General features: G+C 42.4%; 17 protein-coding genes and 1 pseudogene. 9 read left to right on the top strand and 9 right to left on the bottom strand.

From position 1 onward, the window contains the following. Window positions 1-20: 20 nt before the first annotated feature. The 5 genes from HWQ43_RS33520 (at window position 21) to HWQ43_RS33500 (ending at window position 3886) form a co-directional block, all read left to right on the top strand. Entirely contained in the window at window positions 21-437 is a 417-nt protein-coding gene (locus HWQ43_RS33520; protein ID WP_292741713.1) for a hypothetical protein, read from the top strand. 21 nt (window positions 438-458) lie between these two features. Beyond that, window positions 459-893, top strand: a complete 435-nt coding sequence (locus HWQ43_RS33515) for an NUDIX hydrolase (RefSeq protein WP_292741711.1) — start codon at window positions 459-461, stop codon at window positions 891-893. Between the two features lie 135 nt (window positions 894-1028). Then, complete coding sequence (locus tag HWQ43_RS33510) at window positions 1029-2132, top strand: AI-2E family transporter (RefSeq protein ID WP_292741709.1); 1104 nt, start codon at window positions 1029-1031, stop codon at window positions 2130-2132. 386 nt (window positions 2133-2518) lie between these two features. Continuing rightward, the gene (locus tag HWQ43_RS33505) at window positions 2519-3265 is read left to right on the top strand and encodes a hypothetical protein (protein ID WP_292741708.1); all 747 of its coding nucleotides are present in this window, start codon (window positions 2519-2521) and stop codon (window positions 3263-3265) included. Between the two features lie 135 nt (window positions 3266-3400). Next, on the top strand, window positions 3401-3886 hold the full coding sequence (locus HWQ43_RS33500) for a DUF4231 domain-containing protein (protein WP_292741707.1): 486 nt from the start codon (window positions 3401-3403) through the stop codon (window positions 3884-3886). A gap of 36 nt (window positions 3887-3922) precedes the next feature. On the opposite strand, the gene HWQ43_RS33495 is transcribed toward HWQ43_RS33500, so the two are convergent. The 6 genes from HWQ43_RS33495 to HWQ43_RS33470 all read right to left on the bottom strand — a co-directional run bounded on the left by HWQ43_RS33495 (window position 3923) and on the right by HWQ43_RS33470 (window position 8763). Beyond that, window positions 3923-4657 (bottom strand): HAD family hydrolase, encoded by a 735-nt coding sequence (locus HWQ43_RS33495; protein ID WP_292741704.1) that lies wholly within the window; start codon window positions 4655-4657, stop codon window positions 3923-3925. A 131-nt stretch (window positions 4658-4788) separates the two neighbouring features. Next, window positions 4789-5895, bottom strand: a complete 1107-nt coding sequence (locus HWQ43_RS33490; protein ID WP_292741701.1) for a 30S ribosomal protein S1 — start codon at window positions 5893-5895, stop codon at window positions 4789-4791. 294 nt (window positions 5896-6189) lie between these two features. Beyond that, window positions 6190-6297: a photosystem II reaction center protein T gene (locus tag HWQ43_RS33485; RefSeq protein ID WP_084227385.1), complete on the bottom strand. Its 108-nt coding sequence runs from the start codon at window positions 6295-6297 to the stop codon at window positions 6190-6192. A 112-nt stretch (window positions 6298-6409) separates the two neighbouring features. After that, window positions 6410-7939, bottom strand: coding sequence for a photosystem II chlorophyll-binding protein CP47 (gene psbB, locus HWQ43_RS33480; RefSeq protein ID WP_292741700.1), 1530 nt, complete (start codon window positions 7937-7939; stop codon window positions 6410-6412). A gap of 195 nt (window positions 7940-8134) precedes the next feature. Then, window positions 8135-8347: a hypothetical protein gene (locus tag HWQ43_RS33475; RefSeq protein ID WP_292741698.1), complete on the bottom strand. Its 213-nt coding sequence runs from the start codon at window positions 8345-8347 to the stop codon at window positions 8135-8137. An 89-nt stretch (window positions 8348-8436) separates the two neighbouring features. Beyond that, a complete protein-coding gene (locus HWQ43_RS33470) occupies window positions 8437-8763 on the bottom strand; it encodes a hypothetical protein (RefSeq protein ID WP_292741696.1) in 327 nt (108 codons plus the stop codon). Window positions 8764-9304: 541 nt separating this feature from the next. Here HWQ43_RS33470 and HWQ43_RS33465 point away from each other — a divergent pair. The 3 genes and pseudogenes from HWQ43_RS33465 to HWQ43_RS33455 form a co-directional block, all read left to right on the top strand. Next, a complete protein-coding gene (locus tag HWQ43_RS33465; RefSeq protein WP_292741694.1) occupies window positions 9305-10957 on the top strand; it encodes an ABC transporter substrate-binding protein in 1653 nt (550 codons plus the stop codon). A gap of 150 nt (window positions 10958-11107) precedes the next feature. Beyond that, window positions 11108-12133 carry an ABC transporter permease gene (locus tag HWQ43_RS33460; RefSeq protein WP_292741691.1) on the top strand — a complete coding sequence of 342 codons (1026 nt, stop codon included), beginning with the start codon at window positions 11108-11110 and terminating at the stop codon, window positions 12131-12133. 150 nt (window positions 12134-12283) lie between these two features. Further along, window positions 12284-12421: pseudogene (locus HWQ43_RS33455) on the top strand (IS4 family transposase); the annotation flags it as partial. Window positions 12422-12777: 356 nt separating this feature from the next. On the opposite strand, the gene pruA reads toward HWQ43_RS33455, so the two are convergent. The 3 genes from pruA to HWQ43_RS33440 form a co-directional block, all read right to left on the bottom strand. Beyond that, window positions 12778-15771, bottom strand: coding sequence for an L-glutamate gamma-semialdehyde dehydrogenase (gene pruA / locus HWQ43_RS33450; RefSeq protein WP_292741689.1), 2994 nt, complete (start codon window positions 15769-15771; stop codon window positions 12778-12780). A 293-nt stretch (window positions 15772-16064) separates the two neighbouring features. Further along, on the bottom strand, window positions 16065-17432 hold the full coding sequence (locus tag HWQ43_RS33445; protein WP_292741686.1) for a protein kinase: 1368 nt from the start codon (window positions 17430-17432) through the stop codon (window positions 16065-16067). 60 nt (window positions 17433-17492) lie between these two features. Next, entirely contained in the window at window positions 17493-17645 is a 153-nt protein-coding gene (locus HWQ43_RS33440) for a hypothetical protein (protein ID WP_292741684.1), read from the bottom strand. Window positions 17646-17853: 208 nt separating this feature from the next. Between HWQ43_RS33440 and HWQ43_RS33435 the strand changes: the two genes are divergently transcribed. After that, window positions 17854-18504, top strand: a complete 651-nt coding sequence (locus tag HWQ43_RS33435; protein ID WP_292741682.1) for a hypothetical protein — start codon at window positions 17854-17856, stop codon at window positions 18502-18504. The last annotated feature ends 130 nt before the right edge of the window (window positions 18505-18634 follow it).

Below are 18634 nucleotides of genomic sequence, written 5' to 3'. Positions count from 1 at the left end.
TAAATAAATCGGTGGCTTTTATGCGACAAATAAGAAATTTATCTCTTTCGTTCTTGTACGGGCACAGTATTGTTCCTTACCGTTTGGGGTTGACTTTTTTTCTGATAACAGGACTTTGTAGTTGTGGTAACTTGATATCGCCTGGTTTGCGTGGTGCTGGCTTAAAAATTGGTAAAAATGTCACTCCAATTGGAGAGATTAAAGCAAAACAAGACAATCAGGCTATAGTTTACATCCAAGGTCAGGTAGAAAAGCAAGCTCCCCTGATCAAACAGTGGGCTTATAAAATTAAGGACTCAACGGGCAAAATTTGGGTTGTCACCAATCAAAAGAATCTGGGTGAAGGTTCAGAAGTTGTAATTAAGGGTAAAGTTCGCTACCGAAGTATTCCTTTAGCTGGCAAAGAATTGGGGGAAGTTTATTTAGAAGAAGAATAATCAACAATTAAAAATAAAGATATGAACAATCAACAGGTGCACGTAGCGATCGCAATTCTTTACCAGAAAAACAAGTTTCTCATGCAACTGCGTGACAACATCCCCGGTATTCTCTACCCTGGTTACTGGGCCCTGTTTGGTGGTCACATCGAACCTGGTGAAACGCCAGATGTAGCGGTAAAACGAGAAATTTTAGAAGAAATCGGCTATGATCTACCACCCTTTCTTGAATTTGGCTGTTATCCCAACGAAAGAGTTGTCCGTCATGTCTTTCATGCACCACTCTTGGTGGAATTAAATCAACTGGTTCTGAATGAGGGCTGGGATATGGCGTTATTTACACCAGAAAATATTCGCCAAGGTAACTGTTATTCACAAAATGCTGGCGAAGTGCGACCTTTAGGGGCAATGCATCAGAAAATTATGTTGGATTTTATTGAGAAAAATCCAACATAATTTGGGGATAAGTCATTTGTCATTTGTCATTGGGCATTGATTATTAATTCTTCTTCCCATCTCCCTCATCCCCCACTCCCCACATCCCAAGAAGCCAAAATAAAGTTAGAACGAACTCTTATGGGGTCATCACTAATGCACTCAGCAAACAAACTGCCGCGATGGTTAACTATAGGATTGGCATTTCCCATTGCCATTCTCAACGGCTGGCTATTGCTCCAGGTTATACAGTATTTTCAACCCTTGGTTAGCATTATTGCCGCCGCCATCCTGCTAGCTTTTGTCTTGAACTATCCAATCCAGTTTCTTCAGGAGCAAGGAGTGAAACCCAACTTAGCGATCGGAGGAGTGTTGCTTTTGACTCTGGTGGTTTTAGTAGCTTTAGGTATCACCTTGGTTCCCCTGATTATTCAACAACTCGTAGAATTAGCTAATATTTTGCCGAGTTGGATTGATTCTGGTACTCAGCAGCTGCAAGCTTTTCAAGATTGGGCGTTAAGTCAACAGCAACTTCCGATTAATTTAAGTGGTTTATTTACCCAAGTTCTAGAACGATTATCTAACCAACTTCAGTCTTTCACTGGTAGAATTCTTGGTTTTGCTGTCGATACCATTGGTATTGTTCTCAATGTGCTGCTGGCTGTAGTGTTGACTATCTACCTAATATTGAACGGTGAACGTCTTTGGGATGGAATTTTTCAGTGGTTTCCCCCTAGTATTGGGTCAAGAGTACGGGAATTACTGCGAGAGGATTTTCACAATTACTTCATCGGTCAAGCAACATTAGGAGCTGTGTTAGGGGTGACAATTACACTAGTGTTTTTAGCGCTGCAAGTTCCCTTGGCTCTACTGTTTGGTATTGGCATTGGCTTATTTTCACTCTTCCCCTTTGGTACGGGAGTCGGTATCGCCATAGTAAGTTTATTGGTAGCGCTGCAAAATTTTTGGTTAGGGGTGGAAGTCTTAGGTGTAGCTGTTGCGATCGACCAAGTTAATTCTAATATTATTGCACCTCGAATTCTCAGCAATTTGACTGGCTTAAATCCTGTATGGGTGGTGATTTCTTTGTTGCTGGGCGCAAAGTTGGGAGGAGTACTGGGTTTGTTAATTGCGATCCCAATTGCCAGTTTTATCAAGGATACAACAGATAGCTGGCGCGCTGGAGAGTTTAATAAGATAGAGGATATAGAGTCAGAACCTCTGGCGGTAACAAGTGAGAGAGCAGGAACTTATAGTTAAAATCTAATTATTCAGATTAACTTAAAAACTGGCGTTCTTGTCCATAAATAAAGTGCAAAATCATAATTTATGATACTAACAAACAAGAAGCTATTCCTTTGTGCATCAAAAATTTCCTAGCAAGCAAAATAATCGTAAAAAACTTGAGTGTATGTGTAGTCTGCACTTCTCTACGAGACACTATGCAAACGACAAAGCTTTGTTACCACAGCAGGCATCGCCATTTACATATAAGAGGAAATTTGGTAGCGCATTAATCAACGATCAACCCATACAAAAGCATCATAAAATTCCTTATCCTTCAGGTGATAAGGGAATACAACACTTGCAGAAAATGACTGCGAAGCACTACGCCAGAAAACCTAAGTAGTCAGAATTTTTAAAAAATGAAAAGTTGTTTAAAACTTACCTTTGATAATGGGCAAACAGCATTAGCTACTCAAGTTGAGCAGCAAGCAGAATTGCCTTATGCTCTTGAGGAAATAGGGCTTGGCGGTTCGCGTCCTGTTTTAGTAGTAGTGGGGGGTGCAAGTAATATCAGTGAAGCTGACTTTCTCCGCATTCAACGGTTGTTTGTGGAAGTTTTAGCCCCCATCGCCGAAACTTTGGGGGCTTATGTCGTTGATGGGGGTACGGATGCAGGAATTATGCGAATGATGGGTGCGGCTCGTACTCAAATAGGTGCTAAGTTTGCTTTGGTTGGTGTGACACCTGAAGGCAAAGTGGCTTTACCTAATAATTTGGAAACTGCTGCTGATTTAATACCCTTAGAGCCAAACCATACTCATTTCGTGCTAGTTCCTGGTAACGATTGGGGCGACGAGTCTCCTTGGATATCTCACGTTGCGACTATGCTGGCCAATGATGCACCTTCGGTGACAGTACTCTTGAACGGTGGTGAAATTACCTTTAAGGATGCGTTTTCTAGCGTTGATAGTGGAAGGTTAGTTATTGTGATTGCTGGTAGTGGTAGAACCGCAGATATACTTGCAGATGCCTTGCGGGGAAAGGCTACTGATCAACGAGCCAAAAAGCTAGCTAAATCTGGTACATTACAATACATCGACTTAATCGATATAGAGAAAGGAGTTGATAATTTAGGCAAAGTAATTAAGGGGTTACTTTCTAATTAGGAGTAAAAAATGGCAAAAAAAGATAGTTATAATGAATTTTTAAAAGAAGATTTTAACAAGTTATTTGCAGGTATTAACTTAGGTAATGTGCAAAAACATTTTTTGCGATCGCGCTGGTTAGACTAAGTACTCTGGATGGAAGGTAAGGCGAATTTATCGCGCGATCGCCATTATTTTTTACGGGTAACAACTATTCTTGGTGGTGTAATTCTCCCAGCATTAGTAAGTCTAAACATTAACACTAATTTCAAACCTAACAATAGGGATATCATTATGTGGTCAACTTTTGGTTTGAGCCAAATAGTTGCGATTAGTGCTGCCATTGAAGAGTTTTTTCACTATGGAGAACGCTGGCGACACTATCGCCGAACAGTCGAATCTTTGAAAACCCAAGGATGGCAATTTTCACAGTTGACGGGCCCTTATCGTATTTATCCAAGCCACGAACAAGCATTTAATTTATTTGCCAGTCATGTAGAAGATATTATTCAGCGTGATGTGGAAATATATGCCACTCAAGTTGTACAAGAAAAGAAAGAAGAAAAACATAATCATGAAGACCATATCCTTCTGCAAAATACAAAGATAACCAATTTAGAAGAGAAGAAAGAAGAAGATTGAAGAAGAATTCAGGAGTCAGAATCTGATTGCAATAAATTAATCTTCTAAAATCTTGATTTCATCAAGTTTATTAATCACCACATCCGCACCTCGGACATTATCTGACTTACCTATCCAAGTGATCCCAATACAACCTGCGGCTTTAGCATTACGCGCCATTTGCATATCACCGACTGCATCACCCACCATCAAGGTAGCGTTCGGTTCAACTCCCAAAGCTTGGCAAGCTTGCAAAAATAGCACTGGATCTGGTTTACTCGGCCCTTCATCTACGCCCATTTCTAACTGGATATAATCGCTTAACTGGTGATTGGCTACAAAATTACGTACTTCTTGAGTTGTCGCAGCTGAGAGGATGCCAAGTTTTAGCCCACTCTCCCGCAGGTATTTCAAAATTTCTAGGCTACCTACAAACAGAGGTGAAGGAGTTTGTCCAATGTATTTTTCCGCTTCATCCAAGGCTTGACGGGCTATTTTTAAGCACTCAAACCATCCTCTTCCAGTTTCAGCAATATATGCCGCAGCCGCAACTTCTGTTTCGCGACGACTCGCTACTGATATTAAACCTGCGGGATCTAGAAAATTACCATTGATGCCAAATGCCATTAATAGGGGTTCCCCAGTTCCAGGAATTTGAGCATCTATTAATCTTGCTGCTTTTTGTGCTAGCGATCGCAAATACGTTTCTGAATCTTCTAGAGTACCGTTTTTGTCAAACAAAATTGCCTGGATATTATCAAAAGTGATATTTCTACATTTAATGGTTGCCATAATATTTAACTTCTAACTACTCCCAACTCTTCACTTTTAACGATTCTCCACATAAAAAAAGAGGGAAAAACCCTCTTTATAAAATGATTTAATACTCTTACTTAAAGACAAGTAAAACTATAAAAAATTTATTACTCTTCAATAGCTGCTGAAACTGGTGGAATTTCCTCTTCAGTTTCCGTCACTGCTGGAATCTCTGTTTCAATTGCCGCAACTACTGGAATATCTTCTTCAAGTTCTGCTGCTGGTGGAATATCTTCTTCAAGTTCCGTTGCTGGTGGAATATCATCTTCGTCTGCAATAACTTCCGCAGGTGCAGCCGCAGCAGTAGCACCTTGCTGCTTGGCTAATAGCTGTTCGCGATACTTAGCAGCCATTTCTTCTGCCTTATCGTAGACCAAATCCCGGTTTTTAATCATGTCGCCGGGTTCGGGTTCTAGCTGCTTGGTAGATAGGGAAATGCGACCCCTTTCTGCATCCAAGTCAATGATCATAACTTTCACTTCATCATTGACATTGAACACGCTATGAGGTGTATCAATATGTTCGTGAGAAATCTCAGAAATGTGTAGTAGACCACTGACGCCGCCAATGTCGATGAAAGCACCGTAGGGTTTGATACCACGAACAGTACCAATTACTACTTCGCCGACTTCTAGGCGGTTCATCTTACGCTCAACCAGCGCCCGACGATGAGATAGAACGAGGCGATTACGTTCTTCGTCTACCTCTAGGAATTTCAAAGGCAGATCCTCGCCTACCAATTCTTCTTTAGGTTTGCGGGTACTGATGTGGGAACCTGGAATAAACCCACGTAATCCCTCAATTCGTACCAATGCTCCACCGCGATTGGTTGCAAACACGCCAGAACGGACAGTAGCATCTTCTGCTTGCAACTGCCGCACGCGTTCCCAAGCCCGCATATATTCAATACGGCGAATGGAAAGGGTTAATTGACCATCTTCGTTTTCATCGGTAAGGATGAAAAATTCGCGCGTTTCGTTTGACTGTAATACTTCTTCCGGGCTATCGACCCGGTTAATAGACATTTCTTGTATAGGAATATATGCTGCGGTTTTAGCACCAATGTCAATCAGAGCGCCGCGCGGCTCTATACTGAAAACTGTTCCTGGCACAACATCACCAGGGCTAAAATGATAATCGTATTTGTCAAGTAGAGCAGCGAAATCTTCGTGAGTGAATCCAATTTCTGTAGCGGTTAAATTCTGATTGACCATGCTGATTTGTTCCTGGTTCTAGTCTCCGTAAAGGTGGTGCGACAAGCGCGATGTGTTATGTAAGCAGTACTATGGCAGCTTACACAAAACATCCTTTTTCATCCTAGCGCAGAAAAGCTAGCATTAACACATATCTACTCCCAAGATTGGAAATTATATCACAATATAAAAATGATTTGTCATTTACTTAGTAGTGAAAACCAACCAAGGATGAATACAATAATATCCGTTGCCACCATACTTAGTAGCAACGGATATTAAGATTAAATCCGCTTAAAAGTCTGTGGATAGGATCTACTTATCTTTTGGTTTCTCAAAGCGAGGGGGTTCGCGAAATGCGATCGCAAAGAAGAGAGTACCTATACACAGAGTAAAAATCAAGATGTACGCAACGCTTTCCATTATTACGATTTCCTCTTTATCCAGCCAGTAATTAAAGTTCTGAGTGCTGAGTGCTAAATGCTGAGTCAGAGCCTTAACTCGGAACTCAGCACTTCTTTACTCAGCACTGAAATTAAAGGGCTTCCTTCCGGCGGGTTGACTTGTCACCCACTTTCTGGAACAGACCCCACTCAACTTGCTCTTCAAGATCGGCGTCAACACCAGCAAATACGTCTCGGTAGATTGTCCGAGCGCCATGCCAGAGATGACCAAAGAAGAACAGCAGAGCAAATACGGCGTGTCCAAAGGTAAACCAACCTCTTGGACTGGTGCGGAATACACCATCAGAGTTCAAGGTTTCTCGGTCAAATTCAAAGATTTCACCACCTTGAGCTTTACGGGCATACTTCTTCACATCAGCTGGCTCTGTAAAGGTCTTACCATTCAGATTGCCACCGTAGAAACTAACGGTAACACCAGATTGCTCGAAGCTATACTTAGATTCTGCCCGACGGAAGGGAATGTCAGCGCGGACAATTCCATCTGCATCAGTCAAAATCACTGGGAAGGTTTCAAAGAAGTTGGGGAGACGACGCACGGTCAATTCCCGTCCTTCAGAATCTTTGAATACGGCGTGACCTTGCCAAGATTGGGCAATACCATCACCCTTCACCATTGGCCCTGTACGGAATAGACCGCCTTTAGCGGGGCTATTACCGACGTAATCATAGAAAGCCAGCTTTTCGGGAATTTGCGACCAGGCTTGGTCAAGGGTTGCACCTTGAGCAACGCCTGTTTGGACGCGGCGCTGAATTTCTTGACGGAAGTAGCTTTGATCCCATTGATAGCGGGTAGGACCAAACAATTCGATGGGAGTGGCGGCGTTACCGTACCACATAGTACCAGCAACAACGAAAGCAGCAAAGAAGACTGCTGCAATACTGCTAGAAAGTACTGTTTCAATGTTCCCCATCCGCAAGGCTTTGTAGAGCCGTTCGGGGGGTCTAACTGTGAGGTGGAATAAGCCTGCAATAATACCAACAACACCAGCGGCAATGTGGTGAGCCGCAATGCCACCAGGGTTATAGGGGTTAAAACCATCTGGACCCCATTCTGGTGCTACTGCCTGGGCAGCGCCAGTTATACCATAAGCGTCAGAAACCCATATCCCCGGCCCAAATAGTCCGGTGACATGAAAAGCACCAAATCCAAAACAAAGTAGACCAGATAAGAACAGGTGAATGCCAAACATTTTTGGCAAGTCGAGAGCCGGTTCACCAGTGCGGGGATCTCTAAAGAGTTCCAAATCCCAGTAAACCCAGTGCCATACGGCGGCTAGAAATAGCAGACCGGAAAGAACAATATGAGCGGCAGCAACGCCTTCAAATGACCAAAAGCCAGGATCGGTTGATGGCCCACCAGTAACGTTCCAACCACCCCAAGATTGAGTAACGCCCAAACGTGACATGAACGGCAAGACGAACATTCCTTGACGCCACATCGGGTTGAGAACTGGATCGCTAGGGTCAAAAACAGCTAGTTCGTAGAGTGCCATCGAACCAGCCCAGCCTGCTACTAAGGCTGTGTGCATTAGGTGTACAGAAATCAGTCGCCCTGGATCATTCAGAACGACTGTATGTACTCGGTACCAGGGTAGTCCCATCGACTACGCTCCTCCTCGATGAGTTAGTTTACAAAGCAATTTTCTTACTGAGGTTATGAGAGACGAAAATCGCCACTCATAAAACTCTCTCTTGTTTTTTGTTATTGCCAGAGCCAGAGTATCACCACAGCATAGTCTTAATAAATCAGACAGCGTGGGTGCTTTGGCAATGCTTACTCGCTTCGGGAGGTTTACCTATGTAGGGTAGCCATCGCCAAGCAAAAATGAGAATGTTTTAAAAAGTGTAACTATTGATGGAATTGTTTGCAAGCGTGTAAATTGATGCGATCGCGTAGCATCTCCAAGTTTTTTCGCTACCAATACCCGTCGGGGATTAAATTTGCTTATCTTTTCTTTACTATGAGTGGGGAATTGGGCATTGGGCATTGGGAATTGGGCATTAGGCATTGAACAGAAAAACCTCAAGCAAGAGGGAGCAGGGAAAAGAATACTCTCCCATGCCCCATGACCCATGCCCTATGCCCCATGCCCCATATTTACTGAACCACCAACTGGATATTTTGCAGTTGACACTTCGCCTCAGCCGTACCCAGGCGTTCGATTACCTGTTCGGCGCTCATCAGACGCTTGAGTACTACTTGGCCGATGGGTTGACTGGCAATTGCTGGTGTTGTTGGCTTCACTTCCACGGTTAAAACGGCTTCTTCAACTCGATAAAGCCAGAGCAATTCATTTTCTTCGACTATACAAATATTCATTCGCTGAATATCTGGTTGGCGTCGCCATGCAGTTATTTGCCAGAGTCCATCAGATGCCCAGACTCTTGCAACTGCCCATCCCTCAGATAGAAAGAAATACTTCACGGTCTTAGTCTCACTATTAGACTTTCAATCTGCTGTTAACAATATCGCGATCGCTTTAGTCGCTGATGTTCAAACACTCTTCTTTTTGACAATACAGCCAATCTTGACGATAAACCGCTCTATCGGTGTCTGTTCCCAAGCAGCAACAGGTAAAATCTCAACGTACACTACTTGCTTGGGCTAAGGTCAAAGCTTAACAAGACCTATTTTCCTAGTAACTGTGAATTTACGACAAATATAGCCAATGTTGAAAATTTTAATTAAATAAAAACTTTTCAATACTTAACAAATGTTAAATATCAAATTCTGTATTTTATCAATGATTTTTTGTAACAAAATATTGCATAGGCGTAGCCCATCGTAAATATCGCACAGTAGCAATAAACTTAATTATGAAGTTGAGTATCCGCCACAACTTTTTGATTTAGATGGCTACGGAGTGTTCCATCGAAACAAGAACCACTATAAATTGTAAAGATTCAGCATAAGAGTCACAAATGTAGTAAAATTGCTGACCGCTGAGATCAAATATATTATTGCTATGACCTGGTTTTCCTTGTTCGTGAAACAGTGGGGTCGGATTACACAATTCCTATCTTTGTTCTGTTTATGTTTATTTTTGGTTGTTAGTTGCGCTCCTCGTCCGCAGTCAACTACGCCGCCATCTGGTTCTGTAAATACCCCTACAGGTGATGGTCGTATTACTATCGGTACAACAGCCAAGCCAAGAACCCTCGATCCGGCTGATGCTTATGAGTTAGCATCTTTAGGTTTGGTGTTTAATATGAGCGATCGCCTCTATAATTACGAACCAGGAAGCACCGAAATTAAACCCCAATTAGCTACAGCATTACCCAAAGTTAGTCAAGACGGCTTAACTTATACCATCCCCTTACGCCAGGGAGTATTTTTTCATGATGATACTCCCTTCAATGCTCAAGCAATGGCCTTTACCATTCAGCGCTTTATTGAAAATAAAGGAAAACCCTCATTCTTACTAGCTGATATAGTAGATTCGATAAAACCTACAAGCGAGTATGAGTTGACAATCAAGCTCAAAAAGCCCTTTGCAGCTTTTCCCTCACTGCTGGCATTTCCTGGAATTTGTGCAGTTTCGCCAAAAGCTTACGAAGTCGGCGCTGGTAGATTCAAGCCGAATATTTTTGTGGGAACTGGCCCTTACAAATTAGGACAGTATGGTACTGATTCTATCCGATTTGATGTGTTTGATAAATATTGGGGAGAAAAACCAGTTAACAAGGGTGTTAATCTCCAAATTCAAACTAGTCCAGTTAATTTGTTTAATGCTTTTCGTACAGGTGCAGTCGATGTAGCTTATCTGTCACTGCAACCAGATCAAAATCGGAGCTTAGAAGAAGGTGGAAAAAAAGGGGATTGGCAAGCGATCGCAGCAGAAGGTAGTGTAGTAAGTTATCTGGTATTAAACCGGAATCAAAAGCCTTTAGATAAATTAGAGGTAAGACAAGCGATCGCATCCATAATTGACCGTCCACTTTTAAATGAGCGAGTCTTACTTGGTCAAGCAGATCCGCTTTATAGCATGATTCCCACGACATTTAAAGTTTCTGTGCCATTATTCAAAGATAAATATGGCGATGCTAACTTCGATCAAGCTAAAAAATTATTAACTACTGCTGGCTTCTCCAAAGAAAATCCTGCAAAAGTGCAAGTTTGGTATCCTTCTAGTTCACCTACTCGGAGTTTGGCAGCGCAGACACTCAAATCCCTTGTGGATGTCAAAATGGATGGAATACTGCAATTTGAAGTTACCCAAGCGGAAGGGCCTGCCTTCTTTAAAGACATTGCCAAAGGTTTGTATCCGGCAGCTTTACTTGATTGGTATCCAGACTTTTTAGATCCAGATAATTACGTCCAACCATTTTTATCTTGTGACAAAGGTTCTGTTGCTAAAGGATGCGAAGATGGAGGCAGTCAAACTCAGGGTTCGTTCTACTATAACGAAGCCATAAATAAATTGATTGATGGGCAACGCAAAGAACAAAAACCCGAAGCGCGTCAGAAAATTTTTAACGAAATTCAAACGCAAGTTACTACTGATGTACCTTACGTTCCCTTATGGCAAAACAAAGACTATGTATTTGCCCGAAATGGTGTTAATGGCGTAAAACTTAACCCTACCCAAATTTTGCTTTACCAGACACTTCAAAAGTAGTCATTAGTCATTGGTCATTGGTCATAAGTAACAACTATTGATCATTGACTTTTGACTATTCAATAAAATCTTTCATGTTAAATATATTTCTAGCTAATAGCTAAGATAGTTGCAAAAACTGCATTTTTAATTTTAAACTTTGAATTGCTTATGTCTCGTTCTAAAGCTTTACAATATTACATTGTTTCTCGCTTGCTTCTTGCGCCACTTCAGCTATTAACGATCATCACCATTGTATTTCTTTTACTAAGAGCAACACCAGGAGATCCAGCAGATGCAATTCTTGGTGGACGTGCGCCAGAAGCAGCCAAAGAAGAATTGCGAAAAGAACTCGGTTTAAATCTTCCCCTGTGGCTACAGTATCTAAATTATTTGGGAAGCATACTGCGCTTTGACTTGGGAACCTCTCTAATGAGTCGCGGACAGAATGTTTGGGACATAATTGGGCAATATTTCCCGGCGACAGTGGAGTTAGCGGTATGTAGTATGGCGGTTGCACTCATTGTCGGAATTACGGTTGGGACTCTTTCGGCTTCTCGTCCTGGAACATATTTTGATGTCGGTGGGCGCTTATTTGGTATCATCACTTACGCACTCCCCATGTTTTGGGCGGGAATGCTTTTGCAGTTAATTTTCTCAGTCCAATTGGGTTGGTTTCCTAATTCCAACCGCTTTCCGCCCAATCTGCCGGCTCCTACTCCTGTCACTGGATTGTATACAATTGATAGCTTACTCGGTGGAAATTTCACTCAGTTTTTGGCATCCTTGCACCATCTTGCCCTACCGAGTCTCACTTTAGGAATTTTGCTCAGTGGGATTTTTGAACGAATTGTGCGAGTGAATTTAAAGCAAACCTTGCAAGCCGATTATGTAGAAGCTGCTAGAGCCAGAGGTATTGGTGAAAAGAAGATTTTAGCTTCTCACGCTTTAAAGAATGCTTTAATTCCAGTGATTACAGTCTTGGGATTAACCTTTGCATCTCTCTTGGGTGGGGCGATTTTGACAGAGGTAACATTTTCTTGGCCTGGGTTAGCTAATCGATTGTATCAAGCGATCGCCGATCGCGATTATCCCACAGTCCAGGGAGTGCTAGTCTTTTTTGGTGCGATCGTTGTGAGTGCCAGCATTTTGATTGATATTTTAAATGCTTATGTAGACCCACGAATTCGATATTAACCAAGAGTTATTCACTCTTTATCATTTTCTTGTGGGGTGGGCTGAAAAGCCCGCCCCTTTTTAGTATTTGATAGCTCACAAATAAAATGTAGGTTGGGTTAAGCAAAACGCAACCCAACACAAAACAATCATTTTGTCTCGGAACTATTTATACGCATGATTGCCCTGCTCGGTGGTTTTTTAGGTCGTAAAGGCGATGGAGAGCCAGGAGTTAAGACCATTTGGAGAGGATTGCGACGATTACACGATATCGCCGCAACCTGGAAATTAGCCCACCAAACCGATTAGAGCAATGAACGAAACGGTAGGTCACACCAGCACATTTCTCATGCAATCCACCTATTGATTGATTTGTCAAGTTGACTAATCAATCATAACCGTGAAAACCGCCAATTATCAGCTTTTCAGCTTTGTTAAGAAAGATGTGACTAATGGATAGCCTTGGTAAGGGGGAGAACTGGATATTTCCCCCCAATGCATCGGGGGGATTAAGGCGGGTAAATCCAGGATTGGCGCTTCATTACCAAGATATGTGTACACCGTAGGACTTGGAGAAGGAGGGTTTTACGCAGTAAAATCAGGGAGAGATGTTTTGATTGGGCTAATTAGACGGACACTATATAAACCGTGGAATTCACGTTAGTTTAATCTGCTCCTTCAATTGGTGCAAAACCTTGACGTTGAATATTTTCTGTCACCGCGCGTGGTTCTAAAAATTGCAGTAAGTAGTCAGGGCCACCTGCTTTAGAACCGACTCCAGAAAGTTTGAATCCACCAAAGGGTTGCCGTCCAACGATCGCTCCGGTAATATTGCGGTTGATGTACAAATTCCCAACTTCAAACTCTGTCTGCGCCTGCTGAATGTGCGAAGGTGTTCTAGAATAAAGTCCGCCAGTCAAGGCGTAGTTTGTACCATTGGCGACTGCTAACGCTTCCTGGAAATCTTTCACCCGAATTACCGCCAGCACAGGGCCAAAAATTTCTTGCTGGGAAATTACCGCATTTGGTGAGACTTCACTAAAGATGACTGGCCCGATAAAATATCCTTGTTCGGGTGCTGGTAATTCTAACGCCACTTCTGCTTCTGCCTTACCCTTCTCAATATACTCGCGGATGCGATCGCGGGCATTAGCATCAATGACTGGCCCAACTTGTGTACTCGGTAACTCTGCTTCTCCAATGTTCAAGGATTTTGTCGCTTCCACCAATCGTTGCACAAAGGCATCATAAATCGGTTCCAGCACAATCACCCTGGAAGCAGCAGAACATTTTTGGCCGCTGTAACCAAATGCCGATTGCACTACTCCTACAACTGCTTGGTCTAAATCAGCACTTTCATCGACAATGATGGCATTTTTGCCACCCATTTCAGCAATCACCCGTTTCATGTGCTTTTGTCCAGGTTTCAATATTGCTGCTTCTGCATAAATTCTACAGCCCACTTCTTGAGAACCAGTAAAAGCAATTACATGAGTATCTGGATGATTTACCAAGTATGCGCCGACTTGCGAACCCTTGCCTGGCACGTATTGAAAGACACCTTTGGGAAAACCAGCCTCGATCAAGATTTCTGTAAGTTTTGCTGTAATTACAGAAGATGTTTCCGCAGGTTTTAGGAGAGTGCAATTACCTGAAACCAGAGCTGCCACAGTCATTCCACAAGCGATCGCTAGCGGGAAATTCCAAGGAGAAATCACGACAGCAATACCGCGTGGTTGGTAGATATAACGATTTGTTTCACCAGATATGTCATAATTCACACCTTTATCTAACCGTTCTATTTCGTCAGCGTAGTACCGACAAAAGTCTATCGCTTCCGAAACCTCTCCATCAGCTTCCTTAACTGGTTTCCCAACTTCCAAAACTATCCAAACTGAAAGTTCAGCGCGGCGGAGTTCCATCAAATCACCCGCTTTCCGCAAAATATCAGCGCGTTGTTTAGCTGGTGTTTTCTTCCACCCAGGAAACGCCGCTTTCGCAGCTTGCATCGCCTGTTCCGCTTGTTCAACGCTAATCAACCCAACTTTACCAATTACCTCACTGAACTTAGAAGGATTCAGAGAATCAACAAATTCCGGCGGATTAACATATTCACCATTAATCAGCGGTAAATAAGTTTTACCCAACTGTTGACGAACGGTTTGGAAAGCTTGCGCCGCTTTCGTTCTGATCTCTTCCACCGCGTAATCGGTATCAGCAGCACCAGAAAAATGAGAGTGAGGAGTTAGGAGTGAGGAGTTAGGAGTTAAAGAGTTGTTTTCATCTTTGACAATCGGCGGCGCTAATAACTCTTCAATCGATCGATTTTCGAGATTTTGCCGTAAAAAAGAACTATTAGCCGTATTTTCCAACAATCGGCGAATTAAATACGCCATCCCAGGTAATAATTCACCGTAGGGACAGTAAACTCTGACTCGATAACCTTTATCAACCAACGCCTTGGCAACTTTATCACCCATACCGTAGAGGACTTGTAATTCAAAGCGGCGGCGGGGGACATTTAAACTTTCAGCGATGGCAATGGCGCGAGAGTGCGATCGCACATTATGGCTACCAATGGCAGAATAGACATATTGATGATTTTCTAGCAACAACTGAGTGATGGTTTCAAAGTTAGCATCACTTGCGGCTTTGTCGTTGTAGACTGGCTGTGGCCAATGCTTTTGGGCTGCTTTAATAGTTTCTTGATCCCAATATGCGCCTTTCACCAAGCGAATTGTCAGAGGATAACCACGCTGTTTCAACCAAGAAATTATGTCTTCGGTATCTTGTTCGCTATCACGCAGATATGCTTGAATTGTCATGCCAATATCTGTGCGTTGCCGAAACTCTTCTTCTAGTAACAGTTTTTTTAGGATGCTGAGAGTTATGTCCTTATAGGCATACTGTTCCATATCAAAATGTACAGCTGCACCTAATTCTTTAGCACGACGTAAGAGAATCCGAATGCGATCGCTAACTCGCTCCTCACTACCTTTAGCATCTAATGGGTCAAATTGGGAATAAAACGCCGTTAACTTAACAGAAACCTGAACTTTGGGTATTGGTTCGCCATCAGCCTCATCAATCGCCGGAATAACTGCCCAATTCTTCGATGCTTCTACTAATTGTTGCATTAATTCTAGATAGCGTTCTAGATAAGACTGCGCTTCCGCTTCGGTAATTACGGCTTCACCAAGTAAGTCGATGGTGAAAGCCATTTTTTCTTTTCGTAGGCGTTCAACTGTTTTGATGACTTGTTTAATATTTTCCCCAGAAATATATTTATGGGCAAGCGTCTCAACCGCTGTCCCAACAGTTGTAGCTGCAACTTGTCCTGGCATCGAGTCGGGGTTAGCAAAGTTTAGCATCCCCTTCAAAGCTGACGGTAATTCTACAGATTCATCGCCTAAATATTCTTGTAAATGTGAGGCAATTTCTGATTTACTGTGCAAAGCAGGTAGCGTATCTATAAAGCGAAATAGTTGCACCCGCAAGCCAGGATTACTCATCGCCCAAGCTAGTAATTTATCATCCCAACGCATTTGATCCCGCAGGGAAGAAAAAAACGAACGATTTTCCTGCGTTGCGGCTAGAAGTTGTTTAGCAATTTCTTGGGTTTTAGCTTCGTAGGCGCTTGTTTGTACTTGTAATACCACTGATAATAACTCCGTTAATCAAGGCAAGGCTTTTTGTACAAAGCCTGTGTCTTCTATTTTGACGCTTTCAATTAGCTGTCACCATTATGCGGAATTCGTAATTCGGAATATTCACCTCCCGCGAGAAGCAAGCTACATAATTCGTAATTCCTATACCGCAAGGATTTGATTGATTTTGAATGATTTATTTACGCCGTGCGTTCTAGGAACTAGCAATAAAAAAATATTTCATCCCTGCGGGACGCCCCGACGACAGATGTGGATTAAATAGATAAAAAATCCTGTAAACTCTACTATGACAACGCACTTAACAACGCCTGCTTAAACTCAGCTGCACTCTTAAAGTGGATTTCTGGCTTATCAATCAACGCCAAATCAATCACCTGCGCTAGGGGTTGCATAATTGTTGCATCTCGTTGGCGAATTGGTATGGGATTATTTTGTAAAACTGCCAGAAAGGGATCGCCTGTGAAGTTGCGGGGGAAACAACCTGTTAGCATATTGTAGAGACAAGCCGCAACTGCCCAAATATCTACCTCTGGCTGGGCATATTTAAAGTTCAGCACCTGCTGTCGCGGCATAAAAACGGGAGTACCCGCTTGAGTACCAGTCAAAGTTTGACCACTTAAACCAGCTAAGTCAAAGGCCTTAGATAAGCCGTAATCACCGATTTTAGCCACCAGTTTTCCGTCAATATTAGTCAGGAAGATGTTACTCGGTTTGAGGTTGCGGTGAACTATACCTTTACCTTTGTCAAATTTACCATCAGCCAGTTTGACATAAGGCAGTTCAACATTGTGGGCATATTCTAAAGCGTCTAAAATTTGCAGAATAATCGGTACAGCAATATCAACAGACAATCGACCACCCAGTTGTTGCATGAAATCCCATACAGTACCACCCTCACAATATTCCATTGTAAAAAAGAAGATGATTTCCGAGAAGCCACAATCCATGAGTTGCACTACATGAGGATGTTGCAAAGCCTTGGTGTTTTCCGTCTCCCGAAGAAACATCTGCACAGCGAAGTCATTCGCCCCCACTGCTGGTAACATGACCTTTAAGGCTATGAACTTGCCAGACTGATTATGCTGTGCTAAATAAACTTCTCCGAATTCACTTGTGCTGAGAAGTTTGACAAGATTATAACCGCTAATTGCTTTGAGGTGGCGATCGCCACTCTCAGCCAAATTGAGAAAATATTTGATGATATCTAAGAAATAAGCCTGTTGTAGCGGGTTATTGTTGACAGTAACATCGTCAGGGATGAGGGTTGGTAGATTTATCTCTTTTTGGTGTACTTCTATACTAACTTTAAAGACAGTGTGACCTAAGTTGATTTCGTCGCCTGTTTGTAAGTCATACTCTGGAAACTGGAATTTTACAGCTTCTTCAGCCGTTTGATTTCGTTGGCGTTGTCCAATATTTTTACCGTTAATGTAAGTGCCATTTTTACTACCAAAGTCCCGCACCCGAATATCAGGAGGATTAATATCTAGTAGACAGTGATAGCGGGAGATGCCCCGATGATTTTCATCATCTGGTAACTGGGGATTGCAATCTGCACTTCTACCGATTATGCAGCTACTGCGGCAATCAAAAATATATTGCTGTCCTAATAATTGTCCTTGAATAACGGTAAGGATGATTTTAGCTGGCATCTGAACAATAAAAAGTTAATGTCCACGATCATAACTTACTTGTATCAGATATTACAGAATTTAACCACTGGTGTTCCGCAAACTTTCTGGTGTCATATCCGGTTGAATACTGATTACACCCAGACTTCGATGAATGCGCTTTTGCACCGAAAAACCAAAGCGTCCATTTGTATAATGAATCTTCCGTTGTCCAGATGTTGATTGGGCGTCCAAAGTTTCATTGATTTATAACTAGATTTATAACTTGTAAATATATTCGCGTGAACTCACTTCTAACCCTTTACTGCAAGTAAGAGGAGGACAATTTTTCCCGCTTTCTCCTGGCGGAGTTAGAAGGTGAGGTTCTACTTGAAGTCTTCTACTGCTGTTTTAACAGTATGTACTTATTTTTTCCAATACTAAGAATGGGTATACTGCCTCTATGCCTACAGAAAATTTTATGGATATTTTATTTTATAACTGGCAACACACACTCCAACCCTTTGGCGTTGACCAGATAGCGGCAGAGAAAGCCTTTAATCTCTTGGTTGAAGCTTACTCTACCCCTGGTCGCTATTACCATACACTGAAACACATCGATCGCGTCCTCAGCACAATTGAGATTTTGCAAGGCTATGCTAACAACCTAGCTGCTGTTCAACTAGCTGCCTGGTTTCACGATGTAGTGTATGACACTGAAGCTAAGGATAACGAAGAACGAAGCGCAGACTATGCTTTTGAGTTGCTGAGTAATTTGGGTATTCCAGAAAGTATTATAACTACTGTCACCCGTCTGATTCTGAACACTAAAGACCACCAAGCTGCGGGGAATGACTATGATAGCCAAGTCCTAGTTGATGCAGATTTAGCGATTTTGGCTACTAACCCAGTTGATTATGAAGAATACGCTCATGCTATTCGTCAGGAATATGGCTGGGTAGCAGAGGGAGAATATATTACAGGTCGTCAACAGGTTTTAGAAAGATTTTTACAGCGATCGCGTATTTATTTTACGCCTTTAATGTCAGAGTTTGCCGAACCATGCGCTCGTGGCAATATCCAGGCAGAAATTCAGTCTTTATCGCCTAGTTAGTTTTACAAAAACTGCGAGAAAGATTTGGGTCTTGGAAACCAGGACTCCCGATTGGAGAAGCGAATCTAAGACCAATAAAACTAGGGAATTCTGAAGGCTATCCCCGATGAATTGAAAGAACCTAACACCA

The organism is Nostoc sp. JL31, from assembly GCF_017114965.1.
Lineage (GTDB): Bacteria > Cyanobacteriota > Cyanobacteriia > Cyanobacteriales > Nostocaceae > Nostoc > Nostoc punctiforme_A.
The sequence above is the reverse complement of the archived record's forward strand: the minus strand, read 5'-3'. Positions and strand labels throughout refer to the sequence as shown.